Annotated in this window: 15 protein-coding genes; 9 read left to right on the forward strand and 6 right to left on the reverse strand. The window is 69.4% G+C overall.

The genetic code is table 11. The features are described 5' to 3' along the window. Positions 1–2 precede the first annotated feature (2 nt). The 4 genes from DL990_RS07355 to tsaE are packed head-to-tail and all read left to right on the forward strand — an operon-like array spanning position 3 to position 3,820. On the forward strand, positions 3–1,094 hold the full coding sequence (locus DL990_RS07355) for an ABC transporter ATP-binding protein (protein WP_125790041.1): 1,092 nt from the start codon (positions 3–5) through the stop codon (positions 1,092–1,094). A gap of 28 nt (positions 1,095–1,122) precedes the next feature. Further along, positions 1,123–2,262 carry an alanine racemase gene (gene alr / locus DL990_RS07360; RefSeq protein WP_125798221.1) on the forward strand — a complete coding sequence of 380 codons (1,140 nt, stop codon included), beginning with the start codon at positions 1,123–1,125 and terminating at the stop codon, positions 2,260–2,262. After that, complete coding sequence (locus tag DL990_RS07365) at positions 2,259–3,356, forward strand: alpha/beta fold hydrolase (RefSeq protein WP_199746245.1); 1,098 nt, start codon at positions 2,259–2,261, stop codon at positions 3,354–3,356. Before alr ends, DL990_RS07365 begins: the two co-directional genes overlap by 4 nt. Further along, complete coding sequence (tsaE, locus tag DL990_RS07370) at positions 3,356–3,820, forward strand: tRNA (adenosine(37)-N6)-threonylcarbamoyltransferase complex ATPase subunit type 1 TsaE (RefSeq protein ID WP_199746246.1); 465 nt, start codon at positions 3,356–3,358, stop codon at positions 3,818–3,820. Before DL990_RS07365 ends, tsaE begins: the two co-directional genes overlap by 1 nt. Before the next feature lie 79 nt (positions 3,821–3,899). Here the strand turns inward: tsaE and DL990_RS07375 are convergent, their stop codons facing one another. Both DL990_RS07375 and DL990_RS07380 read right to left on the reverse strand, forming a co-directional pair. After that, entirely contained in the window at positions 3,900–5,228 is a 1,329-nt protein-coding gene (locus DL990_RS07375) for a carboxyl transferase domain-containing protein (RefSeq protein ID WP_125798222.1), read from the reverse strand. Next, positions 5,225–6,646, reverse strand: a complete 1,422-nt coding sequence (locus DL990_RS07380; protein WP_125798223.1) for an acyl-CoA synthetase — start codon at positions 6,644–6,646, stop codon at positions 5,225–5,227. Before DL990_RS07380 ends, DL990_RS07375 begins: the two co-directional genes overlap by 4 nt. Before the next feature lie 310 nt (positions 6,647–6,956). Here DL990_RS07380 and tsaB point away from each other — a divergent pair, with 310 nt between their 5' ends. The 3 genes from tsaB to tsaD are packed head-to-tail and all read left to right on the forward strand — an operon-like array spanning position 6,957 to position 9,132. Further along, positions 6,957–7,610, forward strand: coding sequence for a tRNA (adenosine(37)-N6)-threonylcarbamoyltransferase complex dimerization subunit type 1 TsaB (tsaB, locus tag DL990_RS07385; RefSeq protein ID WP_125798224.1), 654 nt, complete (start codon positions 6,957–6,959; stop codon positions 7,608–7,610). Beyond that, the gene (gene rimI / locus DL990_RS07390) at positions 7,607–8,086 is read left to right on the forward strand and encodes a ribosomal protein S18-alanine N-acetyltransferase (RefSeq protein WP_125788862.1); all 480 of its coding nucleotides are present in this window, start codon (positions 7,607–7,609) and stop codon (positions 8,084–8,086) included. The genes tsaB and rimI overlap by 4 nt, the downstream gene beginning before the upstream one ends. Next, positions 8,086–9,132: a tRNA (adenosine(37)-N6)-threonylcarbamoyltransferase complex transferase subunit TsaD gene (tsaD, locus tag DL990_RS07395; protein ID WP_125788863.1), complete on the forward strand. Its 1,047-nt coding sequence runs from the start codon at positions 8,086–8,088 to the stop codon at positions 9,130–9,132. The genes rimI and tsaD overlap by 1 nt, the downstream gene beginning before the upstream one ends. Here the strand turns inward: tsaD and wecB are convergent. The 3 genes from wecB to DL990_RS07410 form a co-directional block, all read right to left on the reverse strand. Then, positions 9,129–10,280 (reverse strand): non-hydrolyzing UDP-N-acetylglucosamine 2-epimerase, encoded by a 1,152-nt coding sequence (gene wecB, locus DL990_RS07400; RefSeq protein ID WP_125789072.1) that lies wholly within the window; start codon positions 10,278–10,280, stop codon positions 9,129–9,131. The genes tsaD and wecB overlap by 4 nt on opposite strands. Before the next feature lie 104 nt (positions 10,281–10,384). Next, a complete protein-coding gene (locus DL990_RS07405) occupies positions 10,385–10,564 on the reverse strand; it encodes an LPXTG cell wall anchor domain-containing protein (protein WP_007031099.1) in 180 nt (59 codons plus the stop codon). A 21-nt stretch (positions 10,565–10,585) separates the two neighbouring features. Next, complete coding sequence (locus tag DL990_RS07410) at positions 10,586–11,362, reverse strand: choice-of-anchor P family protein (protein ID WP_125788864.1); 777 nt, start codon at positions 11,360–11,362, stop codon at positions 10,586–10,588. Between the two features lie 427 nt (positions 11,363–11,789). Here DL990_RS07410 and xrtP point away from each other — a divergent pair, with 427 nt between their 5' ends. Together xrtP and DL990_RS07420 are read left to right on the forward strand one after the other, a co-directional pair. Continuing rightward, positions 11,790–12,293 (forward strand): exosortase P, encoded by a 504-nt coding sequence (gene xrtP / locus DL990_RS07415; RefSeq protein WP_125788865.1) that lies wholly within the window; start codon positions 11,790–11,792, stop codon positions 12,291–12,293. Continuing rightward, positions 12,293–13,681, forward strand: coding sequence for a glycosyltransferase (locus DL990_RS07420; protein ID WP_125798225.1), 1,389 nt, complete (start codon positions 12,293–12,295; stop codon positions 13,679–13,681). The genes xrtP and DL990_RS07420 overlap by 1 nt, the downstream gene beginning before the upstream one ends. Before the next feature lie 51 nt (positions 13,682–13,732). Here DL990_RS07420 and DL990_RS07425 read toward each other — a convergent pair whose 3' ends face one another. Further along, positions 13,733–15,628, reverse strand: coding sequence for an N-acetylmuramoyl-L-alanine amidase (locus tag DL990_RS07425; RefSeq protein ID WP_125798226.1), 1,896 nt, complete (start codon positions 15,626–15,628; stop codon positions 13,733–13,735). Positions 15,629–15,703 lie beyond the last annotated feature (75 nt).

Here is a 15,703-nt window from a genome sequence, read left to right on the forward strand (position 1 = left end):
CGATGGCCACGATCACCTACGACAAGGCGACCCGGCGCTACGCGGGCTCCGAGCGGCCCGCCGTGGACGCACTCGACCTCGAGATCGCCGACGGCGAGTTCCTCGTGCTGGTCGGGCCCTCCGGCTGTGGCAAGTCCACCAGCCTGCGGATGCTCGCCGGCCTCGAGGACATCGACGAAGGCGCCGTGTGGATCGGCGACCGCGACGTCACGCAGCTGCCGCCGCGCGCCCGCGACATCGCGATGGTGTTCCAGAACTACGCGCTGTACCCGCATATGACCGTGGGCCAGAACATGGGCTTCGCGCTGAAGATCGCCGGACGTCCGGCTTCGGAGATCAAGCAGAAGGTGCTCGACGCGGCCAAGCTGCTCGACATCGAGGACTACCTCGACCGTAAGCCGAAGGCGCTCTCCGGCGGTCAGCGCCAGCGTGTCGCGATGGGCCGCGCCATCGTGCGTGAGCCGCAGGTCTTCCTCATGGACGAGCCGCTGTCGAACCTCGACGCGAAGCTGCGTGTCTCCACCCGTACGCAGATCGCCGCGCTGCAGCGCCGCCTCGGCGTCACCACCGTGTACGTCACGCACGATCAGGTCGAAGCCATGACGATGGGCGACCGGGTCGCGGTCCTCTCGGACGGTCTCCTGCAGCAGTGCGACACCCCGCGCGCCCTGTACGACCGGCCCGCAAACGCTTTCGTCGCCGGATTCATCGGCTCGCCCGCGATGAACCTCGTCACCGCGAAGCTCACTGAAGACGGTGCTGAGCTGGGTGGCGCGCGCGTGCCGCTGACCCGCGAGATCCTCGCCAAGGCCGACGGCGACACGGTCACCCTCGGTTTCCGCCCGGAGTCGCTCGAGGTGACCACCAGCGAAGACGGCACGCTGCCGATCAAGGTCGACCTCGTCGAGGAGCTCGGCTCGGACGCGTACGTCTACGGCAAGCTCGCCGAGACCGACGCCGAGGGCTCGAAGTCGAACGTTGTCACCCGCGTCGACCCGCGCAAGCCGCCGGTCATGGGCGACACCCTGCACCTGCGGATCCGTCCCGACGAGCTGCACGTGTTCTCCGCCACCGACGGGGCGCGCCTGTCCTGAGCCGGTTCGTGGGAAACTGGTGGTCGTTATGACCGCCAGTTTCCCGCGTGCCGAGGTCGTCATCGACCTGTCCGCCATCCGGCACAACGTCGTCCTGCTCGCTTCCCGTGCCGCCGGTGCCCAGACGATGGCCATCGTCAAGGCCGATGGCTACGGGCACGGAGCCCTCGAGGTCGCCCGTGCCGCCATCGAGGGCGGGGCCACCTGGCTGGGCACCTGCTCCCTCGGCGAGGCGCTCGCGCTGCGCCGGGCGGGGATCGGGGTCCGGCTCTTCAGCTGGCTCGACACTCCCGAAGCCGACTTCGCACCCGCGGTCGCCGAAGACATCGACGTCGCCGTGAGCTCCCTCGACGAGCTCGCCCGCGTGGCCGACGGCGCGCGCCGGGCGAGCGACTTTAGCGGGCTAAACGCGATCGCGCGGGTGCACCTCAAGATCGACACCGGGCTGTCCCGAAATGGCTGCCCACCTGCGGAATGGCTGGCGTTGGTCCAGGCCGCCGCGGCCGCGAAGCCGCTCATCGAGGTCGTCGCCATCTGGTCGCACCTCGCCTGCGCCGACGAGCCCGGCCATCCCTCCATCGACGCGCAGGCGAAGCGGTTCGATGAGGCCTACGACATCGCCCGTGCGGCCGGCCTCACCCCGATGCGGCACATCGCGAACTCCGCCGCCGTGCTGACCAGAGCCGACCTCCATTTCGACCTCGTCCGCCCCGGGATCGCGATCTACGGGCTGAACCCGGTGCCCACCGCCGACGATCTGCGTCCGGCGATGACCTTCAAATCGTCCGTCGTGCTCACGAAGCGGATCCCGGCCGGCGAATCGGTCTCGTACGGCCACAGCTGGACGGCCGAACGCGACACCACCCTCGCGCTGGTCCCGGTCGGATACGCCGACGGTGTGCCGCGGTCGCTGTCCGGGCGGATGGACGTCCTGCTCGCGGGGAAGCGACGGCCGGTCGTCGGCCGCGTCTGCATGGACCAGCTGATCGTCGACTGCGGAGACGACGAACCGGCCGTCGGCAGCGAAGTGATCCTCTTCGGCCAGGGCACGTCCGGCGAGCCCACGGCCAGGGAATGGGCCGACAAGCTGGGAACGATCGACTACGAGATCGTCACTTCGATGTACCGCCCGCGAATCCACCGGACGTATCTGGAGGCAGGCTCGTGACACCTTCACGAAGACTGCTGGCCATCGTCGGCGGCGTCGGTGCGGTCGCCACCGGCACCGCCGCCGCGATCGCCGTCGCCGCACAGCAGCGGCGGCAGAGTGAGGATCCGTTCGTGGACGAGCCGTTGGGGGATCTTGAACCGGACCGGACCTCGACAGTGGCGGCGGAGGACGGCACGCCGCTCGCGGTAGAGGAGATCGATCCGGCCGATGGGGGAGAACCGGAGCTGACCGTCGTCGGCGTGCACGGTTTCGCGTTGTCGAAGCGCTGCTGGCACTTCCAGCGGCGAGACCTCGCGTCGCTGAAGCTGCCGCGGGTGCGTCAGGTCTACTTCGACCATCGCGGGCACGGGCAATCCGGCGCCGCGACCGCCGAAACCAGCACCATCGAACAGTTGGCGCGCGACCTCGACATGGTCCTGCGCTCGGTGGTGCCGGAGGGACCCATCGTGCTCATGGGGCACTCGATGGGCGGCATGGTGATCATGGAGCTCGCGGCGGAGCATCCAGAGCTGTTCGACGACCGCGTCTGCGGTGTCGCGTTCATCGCGACCGCAGCGGGCGAAGTCGGCGCTCGGGGCCTGCCGAGATCACTGCTCTCGAAGTACAACCCCCTCACGCGCGGTGTCGGCGGACTGGCCGGCTGGCAGCCGGGACTCGTCGAGTTCGTGCGCGCGGCAGGCGGGCAGCTGACCCGGCAAGCCGTGCGGAGGCTGGCTTTCGGCAGTCGTGACGTGTCTCCGCGACTTGTCGACTTCATGCTGGAAATGCTCGAAGTGACGCCGGTACGCGGGCTCGTGAACTTCGTCGACACGCTCGGCAGTCACAACCGGTACGCCGCGCTCGCCGGGCTGAAGCACGCGCACGTGCTGGTCGTCGGCGGGGATTCCGACCGGTTCACGCCCATCGCGCACGCCGAGCGGATCGCGGCGGAGCTGCCGGACGCGGAGCTGGTGCGCGTCCGCGGCGCCGGACACATGGTGCAGCTGGAACAACCCGAACTGGTGAACAGCCACCTGATCGACCTGATGCAACGGTGCACGGGCACCGATGGTGAGACTTCCGAACGGCGGACCTGGTGGTGGCAACGCTGATGAACTTCGCTTTCCCGACTCCCGAGTCGACGATGGATTTCGGTCGTGAGCTCGGACGTTCGCTGCGCGCGGGCGATCTGGTGCTGCTCGCCGGGCCGCTCGGGGCGGGCAAGACGACGCTGACTCGCGGGATCGCGGACGGTCTCGGGGTCGGCGGGCGGGTCAGCTCGCCGACGTTCGTGCTCGCCAGGGTGCATCCGGCGGGCGAGGCGGGGATCGCGCTGGTGCACGTCGACGCGTACCGGCTCGGTGGGGATCTCTCGCAGCTGGACGACCTGGACCTCGATACCGAACTGGAGCGGTCCGCCCTCGTCGTCGAATGGGGCGAGGGGGCCGCCGAGCGCCTCTCGGACGACTACCTCGTCGTGCGGCTGGAGCGTCGTGAAGACGACGTCCGCATGGTCACCCTGGAGCCGCACGGCACCTGGACGTCCCGCACGCCCGACTTGCGTTTAGCGGGCTAAACGCGATCTGAGCCCCGGGACCGCCGGAGCGACTTTCGCGGGCTAAACGCGATCTGCGGGCCGACCTGCGTTTAGCCCCCTAATCGCGATTTGGGTCGACCACGGCGCGAGCGATTCCCAGGTCGACCAGGTCCTGGGGGCGTAACCGCAGGCGGTCCGCGAGAGCGGGGACTTCATCCGCGGGCAGCTTGAGGATCGCCGCGGCCGCTTCCGGAGAGGTGACCGAGAAGTATGCGTCGGGCGTCACCCAGGTCGACCCCGGCGCCGCGAACGCGAGCGCGCCACCGGAGCCGCCTTCCCCGATCACCAGCGTCGTGATCGGCACGGCCGCGCTCGCGACCGCCTCGAACAACTCCGCGATCGCCGCGCCTGCCCCGGCCTGCTCGGCAGCCTCGTCGTTCGCCGCGCCCGGGGTGTCGACGAGGGTGAGGACCGGGATCCCGAGTCGCGACGCGAGCCGCACCAGACGCGCCGCCGTCCGGAAGCCCGCGGGCAGCGTCGGCGTCCCGCACTGCGCCGCGTACGCGATCGCGCGGCCGCCTCGCCAGCCGAAGCCGCACAGGACGCCGGAGTCGACTCCGCCGCACCTGTCGCCCGAGACGTCCTCACGCCAGTCGAAGTACGTGTCGAGGTACTCCGCGGCCCTCGGTCGCTCAGCGGAGCGCGCCGCCTGGACTGCGGCCCAGCCGCTGTCGGGCAAGTCCGTCGTTCCGAGTGCGCCGGGCGGCTCGGCGGCTTCCGTCGTCGGCGATGTCAGCAAGCGCAGCCACCGTTCAAGCACCGCGGGAAGGTCGGCGGGGGCCACGATCCGGTCGACCTGGCCCCACGCGAGCTTCGCTTCGGCCGTGTACGCCTCAGCGGGCGCGCCGGCAGGCCGCACTCGAGAGCCCGCGAAACCGACCTGGGCCTCAGGCAGCGCGAGAACGACATCGGCGCTCGCACCGAGTGTCGCCCAGCCGCCGCCGGTGGTCGGATCACACAGCACCGAGATCTGCGGCACCGACCGGGCGCCCGCCGCCGCCCGCGCGATGCGCTGCAACTGCGTGAGCGCGCGCATGCCTTGCTGCATGCGGCTTCCGCCGGTCGCGATCAGCGACACCACCGGCAACCGCGACGCCACGGCCCGCGCGAACGCCGCCTCGACGCGATCACCGGTCCGCTGGCCGATCGACCCACCCAGGAAGCCGAACTCGAAGGCGATCACGACCGCCTCGACGTCGCCGATCTCGGCGGTCCCGCAGAGCACGGACTCGTCCTCGCCGGTCCGCTCCTCGGCGGCCTCGCGTGCCGAGCGGTACCCCGGCCAGCCGATCGGCCCGTTGTCCGGCTCATCGGAACGAGGAACGTCCAGATCCTCGAAACCGGTCGCGATCTCCTTGACGACGGACCGCGCCGACGGCCTGTTCATCCGAGCGCCCGCTTCATGACCTTGCCCATGTCGTTGCGCGGCAACGCTTCCAGATAGCGGACGACCCGAGGTCGTTTGTGCGGCGACAACAGGCGCGAGACATGGTCGGCGAGTTCCGACTCGGTCGGGCGCTCACCGTCCGGCACCACCCAGGCCACGATGCGCTCGCCGAGGTCGTCGTCGGGCTCGCCGGTCACCGCGACCTCCGCGACACCGGGGTGCTCCATGAGCGCGTTCTCGATCTCACCCGCGCCGATCTTGTAGCCGCCGCTCTTGATCAGATCCGTCGCCTTCCGGCCGACGATCTTCACGTATCCGGCCGCGTCGCGGGTCGCCACGTCGCCAGTCCGGAACCAGCCGTCGTCGAAGGCGGCTCCGGTCGCGTCGGGGCGGTTGAGGTACTCGGTGAACAGGTTCGGCCCGCGGACCTGGATCTCGCCGACGGTCTCGATCTCTTCGACGGGCTTTCCCGCCTCGTCGACGAGCCGCAGCTCGACGCCGCGCAGCGGGACGCCGACAGTGCCGGGGACGTGCTCGCCGTCGGCGCGGATGCTGGTGTTCATGAGGGTCTCGGTCATCCCGTAGCGCTCGATCACCCGCTGTCCGGTCGCCGCGGTGATGCGCTGGTGGTCGTGGACGGGCAGCGCGGCCGATCCGGAGACGAGCAGCCGGGCGCCGCTCAGCGCCTCGGCGAGCGACGGGTCATCGCCGACTTCGCCCGCGATGCGGTGATACATGGTCGGGACGCCGAACATCATCGTCGCCCCGGCGGCGAGTTCGCGTGCGACGCCTTCGGTGGAGAACCGGCCGAGATGCCGGACCGAGCCACCGCGTCGCAACGGTCCGAGTATGCCGAGGATCAGGCCGTGTACGTGGAACAACGGAAGGCCGTGGACCAGGACGTCTTCGGCGGTCCACGCCCAGGCGTCCTCGAGCGCGTCGAGGGTGGTCGAGATCGCGCGGCGGGGGAGGACGACGCCCTTGGGCGGGCCGGTGGTGCCCGAGGTGTAGACGATGAGCGCCGGGGCTTCTTCGTCCGGTTCCGCGGGGAGATCGACAGGTGCGCCTTCGAGGGGGATGTCGCGGCGCGGCAGGCCGTCGAGGCCGGGGGGCAGGTCGGCGCCCGGTTCGGCGAGTACGAGGACGGGCTCACCGTCGGCGAGGATGTGGGCGAGTTCGCGCTCGCCGATCTTCGGGTTGAGCGGGATGGCGGGGACGCCGGCGAGCAATGCGGCGACCACGGCGATGCTGGTGTGCACCGTCGGTGTCGCCCAGATGGCGACGCGGCCGCTCGGCAAGTCGCGCGCGAGCGTGCCGGCGACGGCCGCCAGATCGGTGTACGTCAGGGAGGTGTCGCCGAAGCGGAGCGCCTCCTTGCCGGAGCCGCTCGCCAGCGTGGGGAACAACCGATCGGGCACCGTGTGACCTCCTGCTCGACTTCGCCGGCCGGGGCACGTGGCCCTCGCAGGACCGTACCGCGCTGCCCACCCGCACCCCTGCGACCTGCTTCACACCCTGCCGCCGGAGCGCCTTTAGCGGGCTAAACGCGCTCTGGCGGTCCGGAGGGCGGGAGCGACTTTCGCGGGCTAATCGCGCTCCGGGGGGCTGGAGGGCGGGAGCGACTTTCGCGGGCTAAACGCGATCCGGCGGCAGGGGAGCGGCCCCGGCGCCGGATCGCCTTTAGCCCGCTAAACGCGATCCGGGGCGCTGGTCGTAGGCTGGGTAACCGTGCTGGTACTGGCCATCGACACCTCGACCCCGGCGGTCACCGCGGGCCTCGTCGCCCTGGACGGAGACGCCCTCGAGTCGCGCGGCGACCGCGTCACGGTCGACCCCCGCGCGCACGGCGAGCTGATCACGCCCCACGCCCTCGAAGCCGTCAAGGCCGCGGGCGTCACGCTTCGCGACCTCGACGCCATCGTCTGCGGCGTCGGCCCAGGTCCCTTCACCGGCCTTCGTGCCGGAATGGCCACTGCCGCGTCGCTCGCCCACGCCCTCGGCATCCCCGCCCACCCGGTTTGCAGTCTCGACGCGATCGCCGCCGACGTCGCTCCCGGCGAAGCGCCCTTCCTCGTCCTCACCGACGCGAGGCGCCGCGAGGTCTACTGGGCTGCGTACGCGGCTGACGGCTCTCGCACCGACGGGCCGCACGTTCAGCGCCCAGCCGAGCTCGAGACCACCATCAAGGTCGCGGCGGGGGACGGCGCCCTTCTTTACGCGGATGTCCTGGGCGTCCAGCCGATCGAGCCGCGCTTCCCGTCACCCATCGGGCTGGTCAAGGCGGCCGACTTCGACCACGAGCCCGCCCCGCTCACCCCGCTCTACCTCCGCCGCCCGGACGCCGTCGAACCGGCCGCGCGCAAGAAGGTGACCACGCCGTGAGGCTGGAACCCTTACGCCGCAAGGATATCTCCCGCTGTGTCGAGATAGAGAAGATCCTCTTCCCCGGCGATTCGCCGTGGACCGCCTACGCCTTCCACGCCGAACTGGACGCCGGCGGCCACTATCTCGTCGCCCGTCCGGATGAAAGCGACGAGGTCATCGGTTACGCCGGGCTCGCCGTCGTCGGCCGTCGCGGCGATTACGAGACGAGCATCCACACGATCGGTGTCGACCCAGATCACCAGCGCAAGGGCATCGGCACCACGCTGCTGAAGGCGCTCCTCGACCGCGCGGACGAACTCGCCGCACCGGTGTTCCTCGAGGTCCGCACCGACAACGAAGCGGCGATCACGCTCTACGAGCGGCACGGTTTCGAACGTATCGGCCTCCGGAAGCGCTACTACCAGCCTTCCGGCGCCGACGCCTACACGATGGCCCGCCCGCGGGCCCAGGTCCGAGACGAGGTGGCGGGCTGATGCCGCGCATCATCATGGGCATCGAGAGTTCGTGCGACGAGACAGGTGTCGGCCTCGTCCGCCTGCACGACGACGACACGGTCGAACTCCTTGCCGACGAGGTCGCCTCCAGTGTCGACCAGCACGCCCGTTTCGGCGGCGTCGTGCCCGAGGTGGCCAGCCGCGCGCACCTGGAGGCGATGGTCCCGACGGTCGAGCGCGCGTTCGACAAGGCCGGGCTGAAACTGTCCGATGTGGACGCCATCGCGGTCACCGCCGGACCAGGACTCGCCGGCGCGCTCCTGGTCGGCGTCGCCGCGGCCAAGGCGTACGCCGCCGCGCTCGACATCCCGCTCTACGGTGTCAATCATCTGGCCGGGCACATCGCCGTCGACACGCTCCAGCACGGGCCGTTGCCCGACCGCTGCCTCGCCCTGCTCGTTTCGGGCGGGCATACGCAATTGCTTCTGGTGGACGACATCGCGTCCGAGATCACCGAACTCGGGTCCACTGTGGACGACGCGGCGGGCGAGGCCTATGACAAGGTCGCCCGCGTCCTCGGCCTGCCATACCCCGGCGGCCCGCCCATCGACAAGGCCGCCAAGAACGGTGACGGCGCGGCCATCGCGTTCCCCCGCGGGATGACCGGTCCGCGTGACGCGAAATTCGATTTCTCCTTCTCCGGCTTGAAAACCGCGGTCGCGCGCTGGGTCGAAGGTGCCGAACGCCGCGGCGAGGAGATCCCCGTCGACGACGTCGCCGCGTCGTTCCAGGAAGCCGTCGCCGACGTCCTGACCATGAAGGCGATCCGCGCGGCCAAAGAACACGGAGTGGACACGCTGGTCATTTCCGGTGGTGTGGCGGCGAATTCAAGGCTGTCCGAACTCGCCGCCGAGCGCTGCGCCGAGGCCGGGATCACCCTGCGCGTCCCGCGACCGCGGCTGTGCACGGACAACGGCGCGATGATCGCCGCGCTCGGTGCCCACGTGGTCGCCGCCGGACGGCCGCGGGCGTCGCTCGATTTCTCCGCCAATCCGGCGCTGCCGGTCCAGATCGTCTCGATCTAGCGCGATTCGGCGGCGGTGCGCGGCGCCGGGGCGAGGTTGAGCAGCTCCTCCAGCGCCGCCACCGACAACGCGGCGGCATTGCCATCCCCGTAAGGGTTTCCGGCGTGCGTCGGGTGGAGATCGCCGCGCAGGATCTTCGCCGCGGTGTCGGCGATGAGGCCGGTGTCCGTCCCGACCAGCCAGGCGCAGCCCGCCTCGATGGCTTCGCGCCTTTCGGTGACGTCTCGGAGCACGAGGACGGGCGTGCCGAAGGTCGGTGCTTCCTCTTGGATACCACCGGAATCGGTCAGGACGAGCTCGGCGAGCCGCAGCGCGCGCACGAGATCGGGGTATTCGAGCGGCTCGGTGATCGTCACCCGCGGTGTCCCGCCGAGCGCGGTCACGACCTGCTCCCGCACGTCCGGATTGGGGTGCACCGGAAACAACACCTGGACGTCGCTGTGCTCCGCGACGATCAGTTCGATGGCCGCGAGCGTGCGGCTCAGCGGCTCGCCCCAGGACTCGCGCCGGTGTGACGTCACGAGGACGAGGCGTTCGCCCGCTTCGGCGATCTCCATCTCCAGCAACGCGAGTGCGGTGTCCCTCGCCGGGAGATCACGTTCGGCGATCGCGATCACGGCGTCGACGACGGTGTTGCCGGTGACGGCGATCCGTTGGCGCGGAACACCTTCCGTGCGCAGCGCGGCCGCGGCGGACGGCGTCGGCGCGAGGTGCAGGGCGGCGATGCGCGAGATCATCTGCCGCGTCCCCTCTTCGGGGAACGGCGCGGCGAGGTCGTGCGTGCGCAACCCCGCTTCCAGATGCACGACAGGGATACCCAGCCAGAACGCGGCGAGCGCGCCCGCCAGTCCCGTCGTCGTGTCACCCTGGACGACGACCGCCACGGGCGCGACCCGCCGAAGCAGCTCGTCGAGCGCGGGAAGCACCCCGGAAACGAGTTCCGCCTGGCTTCCGGTGGCGCGCGGCGGGATGTCGAGCCAGGCGTCGACAGGCAGACCGAACGGGATCAGCGCCTGTTCGACCATGCCCTGATGCTGTCCACTGTGGACGACGAAGGGCCGTAGCCGCGGGTGCTCCGCCAAAGCCAGTGCCAGCGGCGCGAGCTTGACCGCCTCCGGGCGTGTCCCGGCCAGCAACATCACATCCACGCGTTCGCGCTCCTCATCCACGAGTTCGATTGTCCCGCAAAACGCGGGTGGCGGCCGCCGGCGCACGAGGGGCACACGCCGGCGGCCGGTCCGTCCGGGAAGCGTCAGCTCCCCATTTCGCCGAGCCGTTTCGTGCGGCGGTAGCCGGCGATGACCGCGATGGTTCCGAGAACCAGCAGGATCACCCCGACGGCCAGCCACCAGCCGACATCGGCCCCGGTGGCGGCGAGGGCACCCACCCCGCCACCGGCGACGCCGACTCCGGCGCCAGGCAACTTGTACATTTCGACCTCACTTCACCCTGGTCAGGCGGTGGTCGCCGGACGCCGGTTGCGAACGACGCGGATACCGACCGGGACGGCGACGGCACCGAGCAGGCCGAGACCGATCCACAGCCCCGCGCCCGAAGCGAGCGGCACGGGCAGGCCCGCCGGACCGCAGGTGGCCGACGAGACGATCACGTCGCCGGAACCGAGCGGGGTGAGGGCATCGCCGAGCAGCTTCACGTGGACGGCGTTGACCGTGAGGCTGCCGTCGCTGTTCTTGATCTGCTCGTTCAGGATGATCGTCGCGACGTTGACGGTGCCGAGACCGACCTTGATCTGCGTGTTCGGTGCGGGCGTCGAGTCGACGGTCCCCGCGCTGCCGAGGTTCGCGCCGACGAGGTTCGTCGCGCCCTGCACACCCTTCTGGGTCGCGGTGCAGGTGGCCTCGACGACCTTGATGCCGACATTGCCGAGCGCGCCTTTGAGCAGCGGCAGGCCGACATCGGCGGTGCTCGCCTTAGCCGTCACCGCACCGGAGTTGTCGTCACGTCTGGCTTCGGTGTTGATGGCGCCCGCGGTGAGTACACCGGTGAGGTCGACCTTCGCGAGGCTGTTGGCGGTCGGCCCGGAGGTCTTCGCCTCGGCGAGCGGCCCGGCCTTCACCGCGTCGAGGCCGAGGAGCTTCACATCGACCTTGACGCCATACGCGGAGCCGTCACCGGGGGCCGCCGAGGCGGGCGCCGCACCGGCGAGAGCCACGCTCGCCACCACAGCGGCGAGCAATCCGCCTCGTCGCAAGAGGTGCGTGTTCTTCAACTGGTCCTCCGAATTGATTCGTGGGGGTTTCTCTCAACTGCGGTCGGCACTCGGGCACAACCGTCGCGGACGAATCCTCAACTGGCCTGACTCGGCTCGCGGATCGTCTATCGCCGAGTGTTTCCCAAATTGAACGGAAAACTGCGAGGATCACCGGATCAGGTGGTCTTGCGGCCATTTATCGCAGGTCGCCGAAGGTGTCACCCTTTCGGCCTAGTCAGTTTCTCCACGATCGTGCCGAAAGGGCTCTTGATCACGTTCGAAACGTGAACCCCGGTCGGAAGGGCCGGTTCTCGCTGTCTTACTCTCGTCGGCGAGGTCTCTGTCCGCTTCGCCGAATCCCGTCGTCTGCTGCGCCTTTCCTGAGAGGGTCACCGTGGCCGTTGCGAGCACTCCTTTACCGAGTTCCAGCCGGTTTCCGCTGCGTATGGCGGTGCTGGCGGTGATCGCTGTCGCGGTCGGCCTGGTGCTGGCCGAACGTCTGTACCGGGTGTTCGAAGTGCAGCTTTCCGGGCTGATACTGAGGGTTATCACCACATCGGGTGTCTTTGTCGCCGGTGAACGCGAAACGGTCTACTTTGGGTTGTCCGGCGATACTCCACTCGGGTTAAGAATGACGCCGGAATGCTCTTCGGCATTCATGTTGCTACCCCTGTTGCTGGTGACCGCCGTCATGTTGTATTTCCGTCCCAAAAATGCGAAGAGGCTGTTCTCTTCGTTGGCGATTTCCGCGATCGTCGTCATTCTTGTCAATCAGATGAGGGTTTTGGCGATCGTGGGGCTCGTGAACATGATGGGAATCGACGAAGGTTATTACTGGGGGCACACTCTGCTCGGCTCGATGGTCAGTGTCATCGGCGGCGCGGTCGCCCTCGTGCTGTTCGTCTGGCTGAGCACCCGCAAGCCGCGGGCCGAGCGCGGGACCGCCTGATGGGCGGCGGCTCGATCAAGATCCTGCTCGCGATCACGCAGGCTTTCGCGCTCACCATGAGCGTCGCGTTCATCGTGTACGTGGTCGTGATCGTCGTGCCGTACCTGCGGCGCAAACCCGCGCCCGTCGGTGACGCCGCCGACTTCACCTGGCACTTCTTCGTCCCGTGCCGGGACGAACAGACCGTCATCCGCGAAACGGTGCGGTACCTGCGTTCGACGTTCCGGCACGCGCACGTCTGGGTCGTGGACGACGACTCCGAGGACCGCACGGCCCGCGTGGTCAGGTCGATCTGGCGGCGCAACGGTGGCTACGACCCGTACCTGCACCTCGTTCCCCGGCGCCGTCCGGAGGCGAGGACGGGCAAGGGAGACGCGCTCAACGCCGCCTACCAGGCGCTCAACGACTGGATGGGCCCGGACGCGAGCCGTGACGACGTCGTCGTCGTGGTCGTCGACGCCGACGGCCGTCCGGCGGAGAACTGCCTCGAAGTGTGCGCCGCGGACCATCTCTTCGGCGACGAGACGATCGGCGCGGTGCAACTCGACGTCCGGATGGGCAACGCCGGCACCCGCCCGCCGGGGAAGAACTGGTTCTCGCGCGCCTTCGGGCTGAAGCTCGCCCAGATGCAGGATCTCGAGTTCCGTACGGCCATCGCGGCGATCCAGACCTCGCGCGGGTTCACCGGCACGATCTCCATGGGCGGCAACGGCCAGTTCACGCGACTGTCCGCATTGGACTCGATCGCGGGCGAGGACGGGCAGCCGTGGCGCGGTTCGCTGCTGGAGGACTTCGAACTCGGCGTGCACCTGCTGACCGCGGGCTGGCGGACCGGGTACACGCCGGACTCCCATGTGCAGCAGGAAGGCCTGTACAGCCTGCGGCGATTCCTGGTGCAGCGCACCCGCTGGGGCCAGGGCACGATGCAGTGCTCGCGGTATCTCCGGCGGATCTGGGATTCGCCGCATGTGAGCACGCTGGGCGCGGCGGAGATGATGTACTACCTTGCGCAGCCGTGGATGCAGCTGCTCGGCTCGCTGCTGTACCCGATCCCGTTCATCCTGCTGCTGTTCACCACGGCGGGGGATCCGGCGCGGATGTGGACGTGGTTCGCCGACGACGGCGCGTGGATCCTGTTCGCCATCTACGGCTCGTTCGGGCTGCTGCCCTTCATCGTGTGGGGCCCGATCTACGAGTTCAAATGCCTGAAGAGCCGCAATCTCCTGCGCGGGCTCGGGATGGGCTTCGCCTACGCGCTGTACATCTACACGTTCTACATCACGTCGTGGCGGGCGCTGTTCCGGCTGGTGCGCGGCCGCAACGGCTGGTCGAAGACGCGGCGGAACACCGAGCACGCCCCCGGGGTCAAGGTCGCGCTGGACTCCTGACCCGCTCCGCGCGGATCGCGTTCAGCGGGCTAAACGCGATCCGCGCGAGGGTCAGGCGGCGGGGAGGATGCGGACGTCGTCCGCCTTCACGAAGGCGATCCGGTGTCCGAACTGGATCTGGACGTACCTGGTCTTGCCCTTGACGACCACGTGGTTCGCCGGGTCGAACGTCGTCGCCGAGTAGTACTCGGAGCCGAGCATGTTCCCGAGCGAGTACCGCTGCCCGGCCGAGAACGTGTACGGCAGCGGGACGACCTGCTGCACCGGCACGTTCGCCGGGTACGCCTCCGCCTCCGGATACGCGCGCCCGAAGACCGGCACGGTCGCCAGTCCGGGCTTCGGCGTGACGACCAGGCCGAACGCCGGGCTCGTCGTGCGCTGGTCGCGGAACCAGCCCTTCTGGCCGAGGTACCAGATCGCCGTCCAGCCGTCACGCCGCTCCGCGACCACGTACCGCTGGCCGGTCTCCGCCCGGCTGCCGATGTCGGAGACGGCCATCGTGCTCGCCGAACCGTCCGGGCGCAGGCCGATGTCCTTGAGCAGCGGCGCCGAGTCGGTCGGCTCGCTACGCAGCACGACCGAACCGGAACCCCTTGCCGGGCAAGGCTTTCCGGCGGTCTCACAGCCCGTGAAGGCGGGCTGGTTCGTGGCGAAGTCCGGCGTGATGGTCACCAGTGGCGAACCGGGACGGCCGAAACCGGACAGCGGCGCGCCCATCAGGTCGAAGTAGTGCGCCCAGTCCCAGTACGGGCCCGGATCCCAGTGCATGCCCTTGATGGTCGAGGGGATCGTGCCCGGGACGTTGTCGTGGCCGAGGATGTGCGCGCGGTCGAGCGGGATGTCGTACTTCCGCGCGAGGTAGCCGACGAGCTTCGCGGAGGTGCGGTACATCGCCTCCGTGTACCAAGTGCCCTTCGCGGCGAAGCCCTCGTGCTCGATGCCGACGGACTTCGCGTTCACGTACCAGTTGCCGGCGTGCCAGGCGACGTCCTTGGTCGGCACGTGCTGCGCGATCTGGCCGTCGGACGAGCGGATCGTGTAGTGCCAGCTCACGTACGTCGGGTCGGTGACAAGGTCCATCGCCGTGTCCCAGTAGCCCTCGGTGTCGTGGATGATGATGTATTCGACCTTCTGGCTCTTCGGCCGGTCCGCCTTGTCGTGGTTGCCGTAGTCGTTGTCCGGCAACTCCTGGTACGGCGCCGGCACCGAAAGGCACGAGACCGTCTTCGGGCACTCCGTCTTCGGGTTCTCGGCCTGGGCGCGCGCGGGGCTCGTCGGCGTCGCGGCGAGGGTGACGTTCTGACCGTCGTCGGTCGTCCGGCTGACGCCCTTGGAGATGGTGTCGAAGACTTCGTCGGCGAAGGACTGCGCTCCCGCCGCGTCCTTCGCGCCGCTGTAGCGCGCGACGGCAGCCTTCCAGTCGCCGGTTTCGTGCTGGTACTTCGCCAGCAGAGCAGCGCCACCGCGGATGTTCTGGGTGGTGTTCGTGCGCAGCGTCGCGACGTCCTGCCCGATCAGCGAGGCCGCTTCGTCGATGGTCTGGAGGCCGGGTGGGGGAGGCTTCGGCGCAGGTGTCACCGGGAGTTTCGCGCGGCGGGCGTCGTCTCCGCGCGGATCCTCCTCACCTTCGTCGTGATGCGTGCCCGTGCCCGCTTCGCGCAGGTCGGTCAGGTGCATCGGGCCGTAACCGGCGGACGTGCTCGGAGTGCCGGCGTTGAAATCCCAGCGCGACTCCAGGAACGACACGCCGAGAAGGACGTTCTCCGGAACGCCGAACTCCTGCGCGGCGGCCGCGAAGTCCCGCTGACGCTGCTGATCCGCAGGGGCGGCTTCGGCGGGGACGGCGGCGAGAAGGCCGGCGGCGAGGGCGAGGACCGCGAGTCCGGCGGTCCGTTTGGACCGGCGCCGGAGCGGTTCGAGGGCGATAGGACGGAAGGGACGCGGCATGGGCGTAAACCCCCAGTGACTAGGTCTGCTGAACAGGACCGACCCCAATGGTCGGAACCTAACCAGAAAGCGGCC

This window comes from Amycolatopsis sp. WAC 01416, from assembly GCF_003947485.1.
Lineage (GTDB): Bacteria > Actinomycetota > Actinomycetes > Mycobacteriales > Pseudonocardiaceae > Amycolatopsis.